Origin of the sequence: Bacillus yapensis (assembly GCF_005280205.1) — a bacterium.
GTDB lineage: Bacteria > Bacillota > Bacilli > Bacillales > Cytobacillaceae > Robertmurraya > Robertmurraya yapensis.
In genome coordinates, this window is record NZ_SUND01000001.1 from 320,696 (window position 1) to 340,655 (window position 19,960).

At 39.7% G+C, this 19,960-nt stretch carries 19 protein-coding genes; 4 read left to right on the top strand and 15 right to left on the bottom strand.

Annotated features, from left to right (window positions below):
* Positions 1–8 precede the first annotated feature (8 nt).
* A complete protein-coding gene (gene lgt, locus FAR12_RS01580) occupies positions 9–827 on the bottom strand; it encodes a prolipoprotein diacylglyceryl transferase (protein WP_126405482.1) in 819 nt (272 codons plus the stop codon).
* 29 nt (positions 828–856) lie between these two features.
* Positions 857–1,792 (bottom strand): HPr(Ser) kinase/phosphatase, encoded by a 936-nt coding sequence (gene hprK / locus FAR12_RS01585; RefSeq protein ID WP_126405483.1) that lies wholly within the window; start codon positions 1,790–1,792, stop codon positions 857–859.
* Between the two features lie 235 nt (positions 1,793–2,027).
* Here hprK and FAR12_RS01590 point away from each other — a divergent pair, with 235 nt between their 5' ends.
* On the top strand, positions 2,028–2,693 hold the full coding sequence (locus tag FAR12_RS01590; protein ID WP_126405484.1) for an N-acetylmuramoyl-L-alanine amidase: 666 nt from the start codon (positions 2,028–2,030) through the stop codon (positions 2,691–2,693).
* A gap of 71 nt (positions 2,694–2,764) precedes the next feature.
* Here the strand turns inward: FAR12_RS01590 and FAR12_RS01595 are convergent, their stop codons facing one another.
* From FAR12_RS01595 to FAR12_RS01605, 3 genes are read right to left on the bottom strand one after another with little or no spacing between them, the layout of a single operon-like run.
* Positions 2,765–3,124 (bottom strand): phage holin family protein, encoded by a 360-nt coding sequence (locus FAR12_RS01595; RefSeq protein ID WP_126405485.1) that lies wholly within the window; start codon positions 3,122–3,124, stop codon positions 2,765–2,767.
* A 30-nt stretch (positions 3,125–3,154) separates the two neighbouring features.
* Positions 3,155–4,252 carry a DUF4097 family beta strand repeat-containing protein gene (locus tag FAR12_RS01600; protein ID WP_126405486.1) on the bottom strand — a complete coding sequence of 366 codons (1,098 nt, stop codon included), beginning with the start codon at positions 4,250–4,252 and terminating at the stop codon, positions 3,155–3,157.
* Between the two features lie 23 nt (positions 4,253–4,275).
* Complete coding sequence (locus tag FAR12_RS01605) at positions 4,276–4,602, bottom strand: magnetosome magnetite crystal formation protein family (protein WP_126405487.1); 327 nt, start codon at positions 4,600–4,602, stop codon at positions 4,276–4,278.
* Between the two features lie 171 nt (positions 4,603–4,773).
* Between FAR12_RS01605 and FAR12_RS01610 the strand changes: the two genes are divergently transcribed.
* Positions 4,774–5,073, top strand: a complete 300-nt coding sequence (locus FAR12_RS01610; protein WP_246010270.1) for an ABC-2 transporter permease — start codon at positions 4,774–4,776, stop codon at positions 5,071–5,073.
* On the opposite strand, the gene FAR12_RS23215 is transcribed toward FAR12_RS01610, so the two are convergent.
* A complete protein-coding gene (locus FAR12_RS23215; RefSeq protein WP_170972047.1) occupies positions 5,063–5,239 on the bottom strand; it encodes a hypothetical protein in 177 nt (58 codons plus the stop codon). The two genes, FAR12_RS01610 and FAR12_RS23215, sit on opposite strands and share 11 nt — an antisense overlap.
* Positions 5,240–5,324: 85 nt before the next feature.
* Between FAR12_RS23215 and FAR12_RS01615 the strand changes: the two genes are divergently transcribed.
* The gene (locus FAR12_RS01615) at positions 5,325–5,882 is read left to right on the top strand and encodes a sugar O-acetyltransferase (RefSeq protein ID WP_126405489.1); all 558 of its coding nucleotides are present in this window, start codon (positions 5,325–5,327) and stop codon (positions 5,880–5,882) included.
* A gap of 558 nt (positions 5,883–6,440) precedes the next feature.
* Here the strand turns inward: FAR12_RS01615 and uvrA are convergent.
* The 3 genes from uvrA to FAR12_RS01630 all read right to left on the bottom strand — a co-directional run bounded on the left by uvrA (position 6,441) and on the right by FAR12_RS01630 (position 11,697).
* Positions 6,441–9,317 (bottom strand): excinuclease ABC subunit UvrA, encoded by a 2,877-nt coding sequence (gene uvrA, locus FAR12_RS01620; protein WP_126405490.1) that lies wholly within the window; start codon positions 9,315–9,317, stop codon positions 6,441–6,443.
* A gap of 7 nt (positions 9,318–9,324) precedes the next feature.
* Positions 9,325–11,304, bottom strand: coding sequence for an excinuclease ABC subunit UvrB (uvrB, locus tag FAR12_RS01625; RefSeq protein ID WP_126405491.1), 1,980 nt, complete (start codon positions 11,302–11,304; stop codon positions 9,325–9,327).
* A 165-nt stretch (positions 11,305–11,469) separates the two neighbouring features.
* Positions 11,470–11,697 (bottom strand): CsbA family protein, encoded by a 228-nt coding sequence (locus FAR12_RS01630; protein WP_126405492.1) that lies wholly within the window; start codon positions 11,695–11,697, stop codon positions 11,470–11,472.
* A gap of 235 nt (positions 11,698–11,932) precedes the next feature.
* Between FAR12_RS01630 and FAR12_RS01635 the strand changes: the two genes are divergently transcribed.
* Positions 11,933–12,130: a hypothetical protein gene (locus FAR12_RS01635; RefSeq protein WP_126405493.1), complete on the top strand. Its 198-nt coding sequence runs from the start codon at positions 11,933–11,935 to the stop codon at positions 12,128–12,130.
* An 83-nt stretch (positions 12,131–12,213) separates the two neighbouring features.
* On the opposite strand, the gene FAR12_RS01640 is transcribed toward FAR12_RS01635, so the two are convergent.
* From FAR12_RS01640 to FAR12_RS01665, 6 genes are all read right to left on the bottom strand, one after another.
* Entirely contained in the window at positions 12,214–15,120 is a 2,907-nt protein-coding gene (locus tag FAR12_RS01640; RefSeq protein ID WP_126405494.1) for an EAL domain-containing protein, read from the bottom strand.
* A 135-nt stretch (positions 15,121–15,255) separates the two neighbouring features.
* Positions 15,256–15,447, bottom strand: coding sequence for an aspartyl-phosphate phosphatase Spo0E family protein (locus FAR12_RS01645; RefSeq protein WP_126405495.1), 192 nt, complete (start codon positions 15,445–15,447; stop codon positions 15,256–15,258).
* Positions 15,448–15,559: 112 nt separating this feature from the next.
* Positions 15,560–15,766 carry a hypothetical protein gene (locus tag FAR12_RS01650; RefSeq protein ID WP_126405497.1) on the bottom strand — a complete coding sequence of 69 codons (207 nt, stop codon included), beginning with the start codon at positions 15,764–15,766 and terminating at the stop codon, positions 15,560–15,562.
* Between the two features lie 168 nt (positions 15,767–15,934).
* Positions 15,935–17,989 (bottom strand): LuxR C-terminal-related transcriptional regulator, encoded by a 2,055-nt coding sequence (locus FAR12_RS23730; RefSeq protein ID WP_246010271.1) that lies wholly within the window; start codon positions 17,987–17,989, stop codon positions 15,935–15,937.
* Positions 17,980–18,222, bottom strand: coding sequence for a hypothetical protein (locus FAR12_RS01660; RefSeq protein ID WP_126405498.1), 243 nt, complete (start codon positions 18,220–18,222; stop codon positions 17,980–17,982). Before FAR12_RS01660 ends, FAR12_RS23730 begins: the two co-directional genes overlap by 10 nt.
* 14 nt (positions 18,223–18,236) lie before the next feature.
* Positions 18,237–19,664, bottom strand: a complete 1,428-nt coding sequence (locus FAR12_RS01665) for an ATPase domain-containing protein (protein ID WP_126405500.1) — start codon at positions 19,662–19,664, stop codon at positions 18,237–18,239.
* Positions 19,665–19,960 lie beyond the last annotated feature (296 nt).

Here is a 19,960-nt window from a genome sequence, read left to right on the forward strand (position 1 = left end):
CTCCCTTTTTATGCCGATTGATCTAAGTATCTCTCATTCGAAAGACCTTTCACTCTTCTAAAAACAAGTAAAGCAACCGCAACGATCACAAGTGCGATCGAAATCGTTTGAGCTATTCGAAGATTCTCAGTCAACATCAAGCTATCTGTCCGCAAGCCTTCGATAAAGAAACGGCCAATTGAATACCAAATAACATAAGTTAGGAACATTTCTCCTCTGCGTAGATTTACTCGACGTAATGAGATTAATAGGACAAATCCTAACAGATTCCACACAGATTCATATAAAAAAGTAGGATGATAGTAAGTGCCGTTTATGTACATTTGATTGACTATAAAGTCTGGTAAAAATAAATTCTCTAAAAATGCACGGCTCACTTCCCCACCGTGAGCTTCTTGGTTCATAAAGTTTCCCCAGCGGCCAATCGCTTGACCAAGAATAATACTTGGTGCTGCAATATCTGTCAGCTTCCAGAAGGAAATGCCTTTCTTTTTCGTAAAAACATAAGCCGTCACGACTGAACCAATTAATGCACCATGAATGGCAATTCCACCATTCCAAATCTTGATGATGTCACCAGGATTTTGTGAATAATAGCCCCACTCAAAAAGCACATAGTAAATACGAGCCGAAATAATCGCGATCGGAATCGCCCAAAGCATTAAATCAGCAAAAGTATCCTTTTCTAGTCCTCTTCTTTCCCCTTCACGAATCGCAAGGAAAAGGGCTAGTGCGAGTCCAACACCAATAATGATTCCATACCAGTGAACATCGATTGGTCCTAATGAAAAGGCAATCGGGTTAAGAGGTTGTATAGTTTCTTCCATTCGTCCGTCTCCTTTGTTTTATAAAATTTTTATCTATCTTCGTGATCGCCATCTTCAATAACATCAGATAAGCGGCTTGCAAACTGTTCTGCTGCATTCACACCCATTCGTTTTAAGCGGAAATTCATCGCTGCTACCTCAATGATAACAGCCAAGTTTCGTCCTGGACGAACCGGTACCGTAAGCTTTGGAATCGACGTATCAATAATTCTCATCGTTTCTTCATCCAGACCCAAACGGTCGTATTGCTTCGTTTGATCCCATAGCTCTAGGTTGATAACAAGGGAAATTTTCTTATAGCTTCGAACCGCGCCAGCTCCAAACAATGTCATCACATTGATAATCCCTAAACCACGAATTTCGAGGAGATGTTCAATTAACTCTGGAGAGTTCCCTACCAATGTATCGTCATCTTCCTGACGAATTTCAACACAGTCATCAGCCACTAAGCGGTGACCCCTTTTTACAAGCTCGAGTGCCGTTTCACTTTTACCAACACCGCTTTTACCTGTTATAAGGACGCCTACACCATAAATATCAATTAACACGCCATGAACAGCGGTTGTTGGTGCAAGCTTTGTTTCTAAAAAGTTTGTTAGACGGCTTGAGAAACGAGTCGTTTTTAATTTTGCTCGTAAAACTGGGACAGCCTCTCGTTCAGATGCCTCAATCAACTCATCTGGCACTGGCATATCTCGCGTCACAATAATAACAGGCGTAATATCTGTACAAAGTCGCTCCAGTCTGTCAGCTCGCGTTTCTGGATCTAATTTTTGAATGAAGGTTAACTCTGTCTTACCTAGGAGTTGTACCCGTTCTGCTGGATAATAATCAAAAAAGCCTGCCAATTCAAGACCTGGCCTTGAAATGTCCGTCATCGTAATCGGACGGTTGACTCCTTCTTCTCCACTGATTAATTCAAGCTTAAATCTGTCTAAAATGTCCTTCGTGCGTACCTTTGGCAATGGGTACTCCTCCCTTGATGGCTGTATCTATTCTTCATCACTTCACTTGAAGTGTTTTTTGATAAAGGCTCTTTCTAAACCAAAAGCAACCTTAATAAAAGTTTCACTCTATTTTAGCATTTTTTTACGGATAACCAAATTTGTATGTACGAAATTAATCGACCATATCCATTTTTGCCTCTCAAACATATGATAATAGTGTATACCATATCGGGAAAAGGAGGGTGTTAGAAACATGAAAATATTAATTGATGCAGGCCACGGTTACAATACTCCAGGAAAAAGAAGTCCAGATGGTATGCGCGAATACGAATTTAATCGAGTGGTTGCGAGCTATGCGAAGTCCCTTTTGGAAAAGTTCGATGATGTCACAGTTTATTTTTCCCATTCGGACACGAAGGATGTGTCTCTTCAGGAGCGAACGAACAAAGCCAATCGCCTAGATGTTGATTGTTTTGTCTCCATTCATGCAAATGCCTATGGGACGGGCTGGAACAGTGTCAGCGGGATTGAAACCTATGTATACACAACGAAGCCAACAGTAGCCACATCCTTGGCTGAAAAGGTCCAGAAAAATTTAATTGTGGCAACTGGACGCACTGATCGAGGCGTGAAAACCGGAACCTTCCATGTCCTAAAGGCAACAGCGATGCCAGCCATCATCGTCGAATGTGGGTTTATGACAAACAAAGAGGAAGTACAATTGCTTCGTTCAGATGTATACCGAAGAACTTGCGCAGAAGCCATTGTTAAAGGCATTCAGTCACAATTCAAGCTGAAGGATAAATTAGAAATGACGTATACAGTCCTGGCAGGGCCGTTTCCTGAAAAAACAACCGCTTCTGAGCTAGTTGAAAGGCTGAAAAAGGATGGCTACCAGGCCACCATTATCTCCGAATAGAAAAAGGGCTGATGCTGTGAAAGAGTTTCCCTCGCGGAATCGAGTTTATCCTTCACAAACATCTAGCCCTTTTATTTTTCCTTTTTCTTATCTAAGATGAAATTTTGAATGACAAGATTGATGATGGACATAATCGCTGAAATGAAAATGGCCATTCCGAGTCCACTGATTTCAAAGGCGTCCCCAATAATCGCGTCCGTTAGAAGCAACGTCACCCCATTAATCACAAACAAAAACAATCCAAGCGATACCAGGGTAATTGGCAACGTTAAGATGATTAAAATCGGCCTCACCAATATATTGAGGATGGCAAGGACAATGCTCGCTCCGACGGCGGCCCCAAAGCCTTCAATATAAAAAGAATCCCCGAAATATCCTGCCAATGCGATAAACAATACCGCATTTATTAAAATCCCCAAAATCCACTTCATAAACAACATCCTTTAATGTCTAAAGATCTTTTAAAATGATTTAACCCTTTTTAGAGAAATCGAACCTGTTTTTGCGTCAGCTTCAATTCTCGTAATTTGCTCAGCATGTGTAACTGGAAGAAAACGAAGTAGCTTTTGCATGACTTCACTTTTTTCCTCAAGGACTTGAATATCACTACGGTCAATATCATTGAAATTTCCTAGATTCGATTTCAGTTCTCCAGAAATCACAGCCGCTTCTGGGATATAAAGCTTAATCCCGCCCGCAGCCGTTTTTACCTCAATGATTTCACAGTTCGTATTATTCACTGAACAATCAATGCCACCATTGAAGGACTGAACATCGAGCTTTCTAAAGCTTCCATCGATTTTAATCGCACCATTGAGCGTTTCCATTTCAAGATCGTCAATGTTAGCGTCACGAACCTCAATTTGACCATTCGCTGTTTCTGCGTCCACGTACTTGCTCGTGAGACTATATAGATTGATTTTTCCATTTGCCGTTTTCACATGATACTTCTCTACATGTAAGCTTTCACTGTCCACTGAACCGTTAAACATTCTTATCTTAACATGTTCGTACTCTGATTGTGGAATATAAAGTGTTGCATGAACTTTCATCCACTTTTGCTGGGTATTAAAACGAAGTTTGCCCCCATCAATGGCAAACGTGACATCTTTCAAGAACGTATCGCGGGCCTCTTCCTGCGAATCGACGCGGTATACCTTGGCCACACACTCAACACTCACGTCCTGTTTCTCCCACGGCACGATTTTCACAGAACCGTTGGCGATGTCCACATCTATCTCTTTCAAATATACGTCACTCTCTTGAAAGTTATGAGAAATCTCAGTTGATTGTCCAAAATTGAAATCTAAGTCAATGTCTTTTATCTTTTGAATCGCAGTATCCACGAATTCAAAGATTCTATCCTTTGCTGCGTGAAACTTTTGGTTGGCAAACGGATCGTCCTTCTTCGATTCTTCAAATTTCACATTCGTCGATAGCTCTCCAACTACCGAGCTTTTTTCTGATTCTCCAAGCGCATCTAATAGTTCAAGCGCCTCATTGACCGTAAGCTTGCCCTCTTTTACCATCGTTAAAATACGTTTTCTTTCTTGTTCCATGGCTATTTCCTCCCTCAATCTCTTTATATTATGGTTTCCTTACTTAATACTTGAATACCTTTGACAATATTCCAAATGAAAATCACGATACTCAAAATGATGGAAATAATGATGCCAACGAAAAGCATGATTGGGACTTCACCCTGATGAATACCGATAATGTCTGCAAATGCTGCAAAAATAATGATCGGTACCGGAATAAGTAATAGTAAGTGTGAAATGAGTGCTTTCTTCGCATGATGCTTCACTTCCTTATCCCCTGATACACAGAGCACCACAATTGGTACGATAATCCCTGCAAAAAATATACTAAAATAGCTCAATGCTGCTAATATTTTATTCGAATCCATTTCTTTTCCCCCTCCTTTAATAGTACGATTTTTAAAACATAAGGTTTCATGCCGTGGGTGTATTTTTTAGTACGTCTGAGGTCTGATTTAACTTGTTTTGGTTTTATTTTGCCAATTTATGCTAAAATCCAAATAGATTGATTTTTTGGAAAGTGATGGGAGGAATTGCCAATGTTCGTAGGATATGCAATTGCCAGTATTGGTTCAATAATGGCTTTTCAATTAACTAGAGGAAAATCCAAAAAAAGAAAATATATCGTTTGGGGCATCACCACAATGCTTGCGCTTGCACCGTTCTTCTCTTTTTCAATCGGGCTAAGCTATGCCTTCATTGTGCAGAATGGTTGGGCATCAATGATAATGTGGGTGTTGTTTCCAATTATATTCATTATCGGACTAGGGATGTTATTGGTCGGGATTTTTATGAGGCAAGAAAAAGGCCAGGACACACGCCCTGACATCACTGAATAATTCCTTTTTCTTTTAAGAGGTTATATGCATTCTCCTGATTCTCATCTTTGATTTGGTATTCGAGATTTCCATCGATGAGTTTGGCACATCTTCCACCAAATGGTTTAAGTAAGTCTTTGATCTCTTTAATATCTTTTGCGTCTTTTACTGGATAATTTACTTTCACTTTTCGTCACCTCCTAGTTCAAATATAGTAGACTTGAGGTACTGAAACAGTGAAAAACATCACTAAACACAAGGAGTTATCATTCATGAAAACTGAAAAAGCAAAAATGTTAGACGGCGAGCTCTATAATGCCGGAGACCCAGAATTAGTAAGAGACAGAGTAAACGCCAGAAGATTAACAAGATTATTTAACGAAACACTAGAAACGGATTTAGACAAAAGAACGGAAATATTGAAGGAATTATTCGGCTCTACTGGAGAATGCTTGTACATAGAACCAACATTTCGCTGTGACTACGGCTCCAATATCCATGTTGGGGAGAATTTTTATGCTAATTTTGATTGCGTTTTTCTAGACGTTTGCGAGATTCGCATCGGCGATAATTGCTTTATTGCACCAGGTGTTCATATTTACACAGCAACACATCCCCTTAATGCACAGGAAAGAATTTCAGGGGTAGAATACGGAATCCCAGTAACGATCGGGGATAATGTTTGGATTGGTGGAAGAGCGGTCATTAATCCTGGAGTTAAAATTGGGAATAATGTCGTTGTTGCTTCAGGCGCAGTCGTCACAAAGGATGTTCCAGACAATGTAGTCGTAGGTGGAAATCCAGCGAGGGTGATTAAAGAGATTGATTAGGTTGGTTTTGTGAGGGAATTTGTGTCATGAGGACACTATTTGCTGGGGAGCTTGTGACAAAGTCTTCATGGACTTTTCATGCGGACATTGTTCACTTAGTTCCCTTTAACAATGTCTTCATGAACTCTTCATGCGGTCACAATCCACTGGTCCCCCTTAACAATGTCTTCATGAACTCTTCATGCGGACACTGTTCACTTGGTTCCTCTTAACAACGTCATTATGAACTCTTCATGCGGTCACTAATCCACTGGTTCCCCTTAACAATGTCTTCATGAACTCTTCATGCTGTCACTATTCTCTTGGTTCCTCTTAACTACGTCTTCATGAAACCTCCATGCGGACACTGTTCACTTGGTTCCCCTTAACAATGTCTTCATGAAACCTCCATGCGGACACTGTTCACTTGGTTCCCCTTAACAATGTCTTCATGAACTCTTCATGCGGTCACTATCCCAAAATTACCAAAAACAATGTCCCCATCAGTGTGCACCCCCTATTTCCCCAACAAAAAACGAGTACAAAACCACCTAAGTGATTCCATACTCGTTATCGTTATTAATTCACTGCACTCTTTTCTTTTTCCTGAATGAGTTCCTTCATGCGTTGACGGTCTCGTTCGAGAACTGGCTTTAAGTATTTTCCTGTATGGGACTCAGGGTTATCGGCTACCTTTTCTGGCGTACCAGTCGCAACGATCGTTCCACCTTTGTCTCCACCTTCTGGTCCTAAATCAACCAAATAATCTGCTGCTTTAATCACATCCAAATTATGCTCAATAACCAGAACCGTATCACCGTTTTCCACAAGACGCTGAAGCACAACTAACAATCTAGAAATATCGTCAACATGAAGTCCTGTTGTTGGCTCATCCAGAATATAGAATGAACGACCAGTTGAACGACGGTGGAGTTCAGAGGCTAACTTCACACGCTGCGCTTCCCCACCAGATAGGGTTGTCGCTGGCTGCCCAAGCTTCACATAACCGAGACCGACATCATGGATTGTTTGCATTTTTCGCTGGATTCTCGGGATATTTTCGAAAAATTCAAGGGAATCCTCAACTGTCATTTCTAAAATATCAGAAATGCTCTTGCCTTTATATTTCACTTCTAACGTTTCACGATTGTAACGTTTTCCATGACAAACCTCGCATGGTACATACACATCAGGAAGGAAGTGCATTTCAATTTTGATGATTCCATCTCCACGACATGCCTCACAACGACCACCTTTAACGTTAAAGCTGAAGCGACCTTTTTTATAGCCACGAACCTTTGCCTCATTCGTTGCCGCAAATAAATCACGAATATCGTCGAACACGCCAGTATACGTCGCGGGATTCGAACGTGGTGTACGGCCAATTGGTGATTGGTCAATATCAATAACCTTATCTAAATGCTCAATCCCTTTAATCTCTTTATGCTGTCCTGGTCGGGTTTTAGCGCGATTCAGTTTTTGTGCTAATGCTTTATGTAAAATTTCATTTACAAGCGTACTCTTACCTGAGCCGGAAACACCTGTAACCGCAAGGAACATCCCTAATGGGAACTTCACATTGACATTTTTAAGGTTATTTTCCTTCGCACCCTTGATCTCAAGGAAACGTCCATCTCCCTTTTTCCGTTCAATCGGAAGTGGGATAAACTTTTTACCAGAAAGGTATTGCCCAGTTAAAGAGTTCGGATCTGCCATGACTTCTTCTGGAGTTCCTGCAGATACGATTTCCCCACCGTGCACACCTGCACCTGGACCAATATCAATCAAGTAGTCAGCCGCAATCATTGTATCTTCATCATGCTCAACAACAATTAGGGTGTTGCCGATATCGCGCATGTTTTTCAACGTATCAATCAAGCGATCATTGTCTCGTTGATGCAGTCCAATAGACGGTTCATCTAGAATATACAGTACGCCTGTTAAGCGGGAACCGATTTGGGTTGCAAGACGAATACGCTGCGCCTCCCCTCCAGATAAAGTTCCAGCAGCTCGGTTAAGCGTTAAATAATCTAAACCTACATTGATCAGGAAGCCTAGTCTTTCACGAATTTCACGGAAAATCGCACTTGCAATCTGTTTCTCTTTTTCTGTTAACTTGATGCCCTCAATTTGATCGTACGCCTCTCTGATTGATAAAGAAGTGACAAAGGAAATGTTTTCTCCATCAATAAGGACAGCTAAACTTTCTCGCTTCAAACGATCGCCTTTACAAGTTGGACATGGCTGTTCCGCCATATATTTTTCCATTTGCTCGCGGATGTAATCAGAACTTGTTTCTTTAAAACGGCGCTCCACATTGCCAATGACACCTTCAAATTGGATGTAGTTCTCACGAATTTGACCAAAATCATTTTCGTAACGGAAATAGATTTTATCCGTTTCCGAACCGTAAAGGATTTTATCAAGATCACTCTGTGGCAAGTCCTTCACTGGGACATCCATATTAATACCAAAATGGTTGCACACCGCTTCTAGCAATTGCGGATAATATTGCGAACTCACCGGTTCCCATGGCGCAATCGCCCCTTGTTTTAACGTAAGTTCTGGATTCGGGATAATCAACTCTTTGTCCACTTTCAACTTCGCACCTAGGCCATCACAATCGGGGCATGCTCCGAACGGGCTGTTGAAAGAGAACATGCGAGGCTCCAATTCCCCAATCGAAAATCCACAATGCGGACAAGCGTGATGCTCGCTAAATAAGAGTTCCTCTTCGCCCATCACATCAATGATGACCTTGCCATCCCCAAGTCTTAGTGCGGATTCCAAAGAATCTGCTAAACGAGCACTGACTCCTTCTTTGACAACAATTCGGTCGATAACAACTTCGATGGAATGCTTTTTATTTTTATCAAGAGAGATTTCTTCTCCTAAATCAAGCATCTCTCCATCTACACGGACACGGACATAGCCCTGCTTTTTAATATCTTCAAAAACCTTCACATGCGCACCTTTTCGACCAGAAATAATAGGTGCAAGCACTTGAAGCTTTGTGCGTTCTGGATATTCCATGACTCGGTCGACCATTTGTTCAATCGTCTGGGACGTGATTTCAATCCCATGAATCGGACAGGTTGGTCTTCCTACTCTGGCAAATAAGAGACGCAAATAATCATAGATTTCTGTTACTGTTCCAACAGTCGAGCGTGGATTTCGGCTCGTCGTTTTCTGGTCGATTGAAATCGCTGGTGATAATCCTTCAATCGTATCGACATCTGGCTTGTCCATTTGTCCTAAAAATTGTCGTGCATAAGCAGACAAGGATTCCACATAACGACGTTGTCCTTCTGCATAAATGGTGTCAAACGCGAGCGAGGACTTTCCTGAACCAGAAAGTCCTGTCAGCACTACAAGCTTATCTCTCGGAATCGTTACATCAATGTTTTTTAAGTTATGGGCTCGAGCGCCTTTTACAACTAATTTCTCCATTGCCATTGTTTCTTTATCCCTCCGCCTTCAGCTCTAAAATTAGGTCGCGTAATTCAGCCGCTCTTTCGAAGTTGAGGGCTTTTGCTGCTTCCTTCATTTCCTTTTCCATATCGGAAAGCACTTTTTCTCGTTCTTTCTTATTTAAAGCACCAAGCTTCTTAGCTGGTGTGTACTCTTCTGTTTCCTCTGCCGCCATCGTTGCTCGAATTGCATCGCGAATATCCTTTTGGATCGTCATTGGCGTGATGCCATGCTTTTTATTGTATTCCTCTTGGATCGCACGACGGCGCTTCGTTTCACTAATCGCTAGCTCCATCGAATTCGTGATTTTGTCCGCGTACATGATGACGTGTCCATTCGCATTACGAGCCGCCCGTCCAATCGTCTGGATGAGGGAGCGTTCGGAACGAAGGAAGCCTTCTTTATCCGCATCCAAGATCGTCACAAGAGAAACTTCTGGAATATCTAAGCCTTCTCTTAAAAGGTTGATTCCTACTAAAACATCATATTTTCCGAGACGGAGCTCGCGAATGATCTCAATCCGTTCAAGCGTTTTGACCTCTGAATGCAAATAATTGACCTTGATACCAATCTCTTTTAAATAATCGGTTAAGTCCTCTGACATTTTTTTCGTCAAAGTTGTGACTAGAACGCGTTCATTCTTCTTAACTCGCTCCTGGATTTCTCCAATAAGGTCATCAATCTGTCCTTCAATTGGCCGTACGTCAATCGTTGGATCAAGCAATCCTGTTGGTCGAATAATCTGTTCCACCATTTCAGGGGTGTGCTCAATTTCGTATGGTCCTGGTGTAGCAGAAACATAGACAGCTTGACTAATATGCTTTTCAAACTCTTCAAATCGCAGCGGTCGGTTATCTAATGCTGAAGGCAGACGAAAGCCATGCTCTACGAGTACCTGTTTCCTTGCTTGGTCCCCATTGAACATGCCTCGAACCTGTGGCAAAGTCACATGGGATTCATCGATAACCAATAAGAAGTCCTCTGGAAAATAATCGAGCAATGTATAAGGAGTCGAACCAGCTGGTCTTAACGTCAAATGTCTCGAATAGTTTTCAATTCCTGAACAGAAGCCCATCTCACGCATCATTTCGAGATCGTAACGGGTTCTTTGCTCGAGCCGCTGCGCTTCAAGAAGCCTATCGTTGTCACGAAGGTCCTTCAAGCGTTCCTCTAGCTCTTTTTCAATATTCTCAATAGCTACGCGCATTTTCTCTTCACGGGTAACGAAGTGAGAAGCCGGAAAAATGGCCACATGCTCCCTTTCACCCATGATCTCACCTGTTAAAGCGTCTACTTCGCGAATCCGATCGATTTCGTCTCCGAAAAATTCAACTCGCAAACAGTGTTCATCTTTAGAAGCCGGAAAAATCTCGACAACATCACCGCGCACGCGGAAGGTTCCACGTTGGAAGTTAATATCGTTACGTTCATATTGGATATCTACCAATCGGCGAAGGAGCTGATTTCGCTCGATCTCCATTCCCGATCTTAAGGAAAGGACCATCTCTCGATATTCTTCTGGCGAACCTAAACCATAAATACAAGATACGCTGGCAATGATAACAACGTCTTGTCGCTCAAACAAAGAGGAGGTTGCTGAATGGCGTAGCTTATCGATTTCATCATTAATACTGGAATCTTTTTCAATAAATGTATCAGTCGAAGGTACATATGCCTCCGGTTGGAAGTAATCATAATAGCTGACGAAGTATTCGACGGCATTATTCGGGAAAAACTCTTTAAACTCACTATATAATTGCCCAGCAAGGGTTTTGTTATGGGCGATAACAAGCGTCGGTTTGTTGATTTCCTTAATCACATTCGAAATCGTAAAGGTTTTCCCTGTCCCAGTAGCACCGAGTAGAGTTTGATGCTTTTTCCCTTCTCTAATTCCCTGGACAAGCTTTCGTATCGCTTCTGGCTGATCTCCCTGAGGTGAATATTTTGAGACGAGTTCAAACTGATCCTTCACAAAAAAAGCCTCCTTCTCTACACTCTTTCGTCCGAAAAACTCATATTCCCATTCTACCACAATTAACCTAAAACTAACCAACAAAATACGAACGGATATTCGTTTTTTTTTATTTTCGCATATAAAAAGTGACCAATGAATGGTGTTTTCATTGGTCACTGTATGTTATCGTTTCGCTTTTGTTGTCATTCGTTGGGCATACCAGAACCCAGCAGTTAGGGAGAAGGCATCAATGACAATAAGTAAAAATGAGTTTGTATAGCCTTTATATACAGAAGCAGCGATTAATGCCACAGTAAGGATAAGTCCAATATAGCGATTGTAGGTTACGCGGGTAAATAGCACAACGAGTAATCCGGGTAAAAATAGTGCAGATAATATTTTCACGAACACTTGCTACACCTTCTTAATCTAAGAGTCTCTTAAGGTAAAGAATACCAAAATAACTTGGGTTTTAGCCAGTATTGACATTGGGGATGGCATGAATTATGGGAAAGAATGAATACGCATGGTGAAAATAATGTAAAAGTTTTGGTCGAAAGGAGTTCAGACAAACACAGAGAATTAATAGGTAGTGATTCAGAAAGTTTTTGGAAAGAATATTTCAAAACGGGAGGCGTTACAACAAATGGACATTATTAAAGAAGAGATCGAAAAACAAATTAGGCTACGAACAAAAGAAGAAAAAAAGGAACTTCTAAAAGAGGTTTTAATTGAAGCCATAAAAGATGGAGGTCCACAGAATTTCATTGAAAAAATCATCAAAAAGGGAAATTTCACTAGAAGTGAAGTCGAGAAGATCTATGAAGAAATCCACAATGAATAAACCCTAGCCATCACAACTTTCCCCCAGAAAAAAAGCGTCTGAAAAGCAAAACTCTTCAAGACGCGTTCTCAAGTTTATTCAATTCATCCACCTAAATATACGAGTCGATTTTCCTGCAAAATACTAGTGTCTGGAAGTACGGAGCTTTCCTTTAACTGTAGGACAATTTTATTAAAAATAGGGGCAAAACGATCCCGATCCACTTCATTAAATGTAAATTCAAATCCATATTCATAGAGTCCATCTATCTCAAATTTCCAGGCATTCTTTCCAACAAACTGGACCTCTTTACCGAAAATCATTGTATTGAACTGGATTAACATATCATTCCGAATAGGAAGATTAATATTGCTCACATATTTGAGCCCACCTATACTCATATCCTCAATGATCGCTTTAGAAGAACCTAGCTTTACATCTTTGTTTTTGAATTTGATAATCGTCATGTCTGCAGTTAACGGACAATCTAGTTTTACACGGAAATATTTTCTACGATTTTCTATTGCCTCATTTATAGCACTTGTTTGCAACGGTTTAATGACATCTTTTTTGAGGAGTGATTCAAACCTTGTAGCCGATACAGGTTTACTATAAATATACCCCTGGATTTGTTGGCATTCCTGTTGAAGAAGGAAGTTAAGCTGCTCTTTTGTTTCTACTCCTTCTGCAACGATATTGATATTAATTTCTTTTGATAAAAAGATTAGACTCTTCACAATCGCATCATTCGTATTTTCCACGGTTATACCATCAATAAAGGACTTATCAATTTTAAGCGTATCAATGTCCAAATCCTTTAAATAAGACAATGATGAATAGCCTGTCCCAAAATCATCTAATGCAATTTTTACACCTAATGCTTTTAATTCAGTAATAATGTTTTTTGTTACCTCTGTATTTTTAATAATCGTTTGTTCAGTTAGTTCTAGTTCAATTAACCTTGGGTCAATTCCCGCCTCATGAATGGTCTGCTGAACCGTTTTAACAAAGTCTCTCTTTAGCAATCTTTTCGGAGAAACATTTACCGAAACAGGAACAACCGGAAGACCTATTTTTTTCCAACGAGCAAGAGTTTCACATACCTCCTTCAATACCCAATCACCAATTTTGAAAATAAAACCGTTTTCCTCTGCTAAATGTATAAATTCACCTGGTGAAACGATTCCCCATTCTGGATGATTCCAACGTACAAGTGCTTCAGCACCTACCAGCTTAGATGTCTTAGGATTAACTTTGGGCTGATAATGAACGTACAATTCTTCATTCATAATCGATTTTCGTAAGTCTTTTTCCAAATGGTAAAGCTTAAATGATTCGACGTTCATGGAAGGAGAAAAGATTTGCCAATCATTTCGACCAGCTTCTTTGGCTTTATACAATGCGGTATCAGCATTTTTTATAAGCGTATGTGGATCTTTTCCATCTGTTGGATATGTGCTTATTCCAATGCTTGTCGTAACATAAAGCTCAAAATCTTCTATATAAAAAGGTTTCTCAATCTCATAGATAATTTCATTGGCCATTTTAATTGCATTTTCTAGAGAGATGATATTCTTCATTATAATGGTGAACTCATCTCCGCCGATACGAGCAAAGAAGGTATCTGAACCTAAATATTTTCGCATCCGGTCTGCAAAATTCACGAGAAATTTATCCCCAATTTCTTGCCCCAATGTATCATTAATATACTTAAACCTATCTAAGTTTAAATTAAACACAGCAAATTTCACGTTTGTATTAGCTGCAGTTTCGATAAGCTCTTTTAATTTTCTCTCAGCGTATCTTCTGTTCGGTAAATTGGTTAAATAATCATGATCAGCTATAAAGGCTAAGGATTCGATATAATTCATTCGCTCTGTAACATCTCTGACAATTCCATCATATCGAATTAGCTTTCCATCTTTATCAAGGCCTGGAATAGTTTGTCCCTCAAGCCATTTAAACTCACCATTCCTATCCACTATACGAAATTGAAAATGAATTTCTTCACCATTTACTAGGAGTAATTGTTTGTCTTCTACCATCTTTCTATCCTCTGGAATAATAAACTCTTTCCAAAGAAGTGGATTCTCCTTAAACCGCTCCGCACTAAATCCATATATCTCTTCCATGCCTTTGGAACAAAAGACAATTTCATTACCTACATAATCATACGACCAGGTCCCAACTGCCAAACGATCTGAAATAGATTTGAAACGTTTTTCGGTTTCGTGAAGCTTTGACTCTAATTCTCTTTTCTTAGTAATATCTTGGACCGTTCCAAAAGTACAACAAACTTCCCCTTCTTCGTCCAGAATGACATTGGTTCGAACAAAAACAAGTCGTTCTTGTCCGTCGGTTCGGATGATACGATGCTCAAAATCCACATCTTTCTTTTCGTCTATTGATTTTTGATAGTTCTCGGAATAAATCACGCGATCATCTGGATGTATACGTTTAAGCATACTCTCCCAATTGAAATCATCACCCTTTTGAACTCCCATGATTTCATACATTTGTTTGCTCCAATATGGACTGTCGGACCCGATATCATACGCCCAAGTCCCAATATTGGTCATTTTTTGCGACTCCTCTAGTTGTTCACTAATTTGAGCGAGCCTTGTTTCTTTACTTTTAACAGTAGTCAAATTCTTACAAATGACAAAGATGTGATTCTCAGATGGGATAAAAGTGATGTGAAGTGGAATCTTTTTGCCCGATTTATGGCTTATTGCAATTTCAAAAGAAGTTTTATTACCTTGCGTGGCTTTATGAAAATGATGTCGTACTTTTTCACTCTTAGTGGATTGAAAAAAATTACTAACAAGCAGTTCAGTGTCTTGCTTCTTATAACCTAATAAGGATGTTACTCTTTGATTAAACGTAATCATTTCTCCATCCATATTAGTTATAAACATAGCTTCAGGGTAATCTGAAAAGAGTGTATAAAATTCTTCAATAACCTCTGGTGTTGTATCCTTTTTATTCGATAATAGATTCAATAGTCCCATACATATATCTCCTTACCACCTCAAAAAGGTAATCTATTGGAAAAAATGTCATTTCCTTGAGTCTTAACTCTATGATATATGAAAAATTCGCTATTTTAAGAAGTTTTAATAATACAAATATTGAAAGCGATATTATTAGCGGCTATTTTGGAGTTCATATCCAGTTCGTATACATCGATAAAAATCATTAATTAGCTCATCTAGTTCCTGGCTACATAGGATTGTCTCTGAGCTATGCAATCCTTTTTCCGTTGCCACCTCAACTAGTTTTCTTTTTTTTACTGAGATTTCTTGTAGAATCCGTTTTCCTTCATTTAATTTATTCATATCCGTTCCCCTCCTGAAAATCACCTGTTTTTGTTATCTTCATTTTGGGGAATGAACAACGTTTTGATAATCCCCGCCTATTCCCATTTCTTAGAAATCGCAGATTTTAGGACTACACTCCTATTTTGATAGAAAGCTCTCCTGGACAGATGTAGTGATACTCAATACTTATTTTGGATACCACTTTAATCTCGATTAAAAGGTTTAGTTGTTGACTAATTTGAGCATCTGCCACACCATATCTCTCACTCAGAGTATGTGGATCCAATCCCTTTTGAATATAGAGGACACACAAACACATCAACCATGGATTTTTCATCTTGCCCCCCTTATCTTCTTGCTTCAGTATTTTCTTAAGCTGTGCCTCCATTTTGCTAGAGATACGGGCTGAAAACTATCCCCCCTACTTCCTTTTGATTGAAATAGGAATAGACTCCTATAGGATCAAAAAAAGAAGACTGCCGAGATTAATCTCAAGGACAGTCTTCTATTTTGGGGTGTACCCCATTTGATACACTTTCGCAATGGCTTGTGCACGGTCAGTGACACCAAGCTTTTGCAAGATATTCGTCATATGATTTTTCACCGTATGGTCACTGATAAAAAGTGACTGGGCAATATCACGATTGTTCAAGCCATTTAGGACCTGAGCCAATACTTCCATTTCGCGATTTGATAGATTCAGTTTTTCTTTTATCTCTTCTTCCTCAAGACCAGCTGCGACCTGCTCCTCTAAAGGAATAACCATCTCAACCATATGACTCCTTGATTCCCACTCCTCGAATTTATGTAAAAGTAGATCATCTTTCATACGAGGATCAAGCTTCACACCTGTATGATGAAGGAGAATTAATAGAATCTTATGCGCAACATGGTCTACTTCATCCGCACGATAATATTGCTCCATGAGATCTTTCGTTTCTTTTTCAACGATAGAATCGTGCCAAATCTCTTCCTCATAAGAGGACAACACAATGGCATTTTTAATGGCATGGATTTGTTCAGCAGCCAAGCCCATTTGCTGACCGAATCCGCCCACCAATTCTATTGCCTGCATACTTTGTTCATACTTTGCTGGTTGCTGCTTTTCTAATAATTTCGTAAGGACACGGATCATCTTCTCATCCGATTGTGGCGCATGTTCTTTTTCCAACAAGGAAATGGATATCCCACCGGCAATACCAATACTCGATAGGAATGGGATATACGGTATCACTTCCTCCTCATTTTGAACGCCGATGCTGAGGACCCCGAATACTTGGTTCCGAAATGTAATCGGCATCTCATAGACTAGGCTGCCATTTTCGTGTTGATAAAAAACCCCGTTAGCCCCTTCTACATTTTCACGACCGAAGTATCTTTTTCCTAAATCTCTTCCATAATGATTCAAAAATTCATTTTTCATTCCTCGAGATAGAATAGATAATTTACTTTCCTCTTGCATGTCCTTATAAAGTACGCAGGCAAAAGATCCTGACAGAATATTCATTCCCATATCAATTAAAATATAGAGAACTCTCTTCATATTCTCCACATTGGTCATCGCGCTGAAAATTTCGTTTAAGGTTGATAGCTGTAGAAGATGATTATTAAGGCTATCTTTCAAGGTTTGTTGGTTTAGAAAAATTCCAATCAGAGAGGCCAAGTGTCGGATATCTGTCACATCAAACTGCGCCTCTTCCTTTTCACTTCCCCCGAACAACAGCGCATTCATCTGGCCCCCGATCTTAATCGGCTGACAAAACAAGCTCCTTGGAAAAAGACCGCACTCCTTATACGGTAACAGACGCGGATCTTCTTGAATGTTCGTCCAATAGGAATATTCTTCGGTCACGATCACCTGGCCAAGAAATCCTTCCCCTAATGTAATTTCTTTTCCCTTAACAGCTGCATGACTAGAATCAAGAAAATGTTGGATAACATATTTTTCATGTTCTTTTTGTACAGCTAGACCAATAAAGTCAAGCTCTGCACGTAGCTCCTTAAATTGATGCAAGAGTAATTCTAGATTAAGACGTTCATTCGAAATTTGTTCAGCAACCCATTCCGTTTTCGCCGTTTTCCTTTGATAAACATCGACACGTTGTTGTGATTGATAGATTGATTGAATAGATTCAGAAAATTGTTGGAAGGCAGATAGGATTTCCTCTTTTTCTTCCTTTGAAACAATTGGAAACATCTCCAAATGGTCCACAAAATGGACACCTTCAGGATGTTCCAGAAGATATTTTTTTACAATCTCTACCGTCCCTTCCTCCACGAGGACACCGCCTATTAAATAAAAAGGCTTGGACGAACCTGTGACAACAGGAGTGATTAATGCCTTTAATCCTGGGATAGTATCAACAAAAACAGCATTCTTTATCTTTGATGGGCTTGGAATGAGCTCAATGATTTGCCTAAATAGCGCGTCCTCAAACGGCCATTTCGGATACGAAACCTCGGTCTGTGGCAGTCGATTTTCATCGACCATTAATATCATCATATCCAGCAGTTGAGCATGTCCATTTTGAAGGTTTTGGAACGTTTTATTTAGTCCCATATCGCTTCTCTCTGAAATTGAAACGTGTCTGGTTGCAAATACCGATAAATTGCCTGCTCGCCATCGCCGATTTTTTCTAGAATGGAGACTGTTACTAAGTGTTCTAAAATCATTGCTAATTCCGTTGTTTTTCTTCCAAGCCTAGAGGCTAATCCTTCTGCCGTTTCAAACGTATAAGGATTTTCTTCGAAGAAAAGAGTACACTCTACTTTTAGGGGATTAAGCTGTAACATTTGTGTCCCCCCTCCTATATCAGATTAATATATGGCTTTGTATTTATATTCTCAACAAGCAATGGAATGGACATTTTGCCCATAGGTGATTTTAATAGCTGAACATATTGATAGCTTCCTTCCACCCATGTTTTGATCACTCCATTTGAAGTACGCTCAATGAAACTCGATAATTCTGGCCCTAATTCGGTAAAATTGGATAAAGCTAGGACACTAAAACCTGACGCATTCAATTTCGAAATTTCTTCCGTAAAGTAGGTTTGCAAGAAATCCTTGCCCCTCTGAGAGACAATCGTATTTAAATCATAGTAGACAAACCATTTCTCATTTCTTTCTACACTTGACTGAATATATGGTAAAAGAACTGTTTGGGTTGCCTGCCGATACTCTTCGTTCTTCAGATCCGAAACATCGATGATAGCCTCTTCAAAGCCTGGTGGAATCGGACGTCGATAATGTTCGATAAAGAAAACTTTCCTCTTCGCCACATATTCCTTTAAATTGACGCCATACAGTCCATAAAGAAACTCTAAGTCATTAATCGTAGAGAGACTTGATAGAAGAATAATCAAGTTTTCTCCAGCCAAAAGGCGATTTGCCGCAATCGAGACCGCCAAATATTTATAATTGGCTTTACTGTTTGTATCTAAAATAAACGCGGAGCCTTCTGGGATTCCCCCATCTAGCAACTGATCTAGCCTTGGAATTCCTGTCGTAATAGCAGTCGCATTGTACAAATGAGCCTTATCTTCAACCATAGAGAAGGCTGGTAGTAAATGAATTCCATGATCGGTGATGCGATAAATATGCTCCCCTTCGACGATTTTTCGACCTCTCATTTTTAACACTTCTAATGTACGCTTTCGATAATGCTCCTTGTAATCCTTGAGCGCCAAACGAATAACTCCATCAACAACATAATTAATATATGAAATTTCTGAATCTTGTGCTGCTGTTTGCTCTTGAATAAGCAAGGATGTCAGGTTGAACTTTCTTAATATATTGCGAAGTTTATAGATTGTTTTTCGCTTCGTCTCGACACTTTCGTCTCCGATTTGGAAAAGGCTAATGCTGTCGATCGCTACTCGCTTACAGCCAATCTCATTGATAATTTGCTCGAATAAGCCGTTCTGTGTTTCCATTTGCTCAAGTAGCACTTGTGGAGAGACACATAGAACTCTCATTTTATTTTCGCGTTCTAACGCTGGAATATCCCATCCAAACGCCTTCATTTCTTTATATAATTGACCAGGAAGTTCTTCAAATGTAATATACAATCCTGGTTCATCGTATTGAACAGCACCATTATAGAGAAACTGCATACTTAAATTCGTCTTCCCTGTTCCAGGCAATCCTTCTAGTAAAATCGTAGCTCCTGTTGGAAAACCACCATTAAGTAGAAAGTCAAGTCCTTGAATACCTGTGGAAGTATACTGATTCATAAAGTTCTCCTCCTTGCTTTCCCCTTTGCATTGAATCCTACTATATTCACAGTAATTTAGTAATATTGTGATAATTCCATTATACCTGTTACGACTACTTGATTAAATACATTTCCGAAAAATTGTAAACAATATGTATGTAGTGGAAACTATTTTGATAGAAAAAAAACTATTATTAATATCGACCATATGATTGGCTCATAAAAAACTGTTCTATGAAATTACTCAACTAGTGACCGCATGGAGCTTTCATGAAGATAACTATTGCTAGAAGCCAGCGAAAGATGTCCGCATGA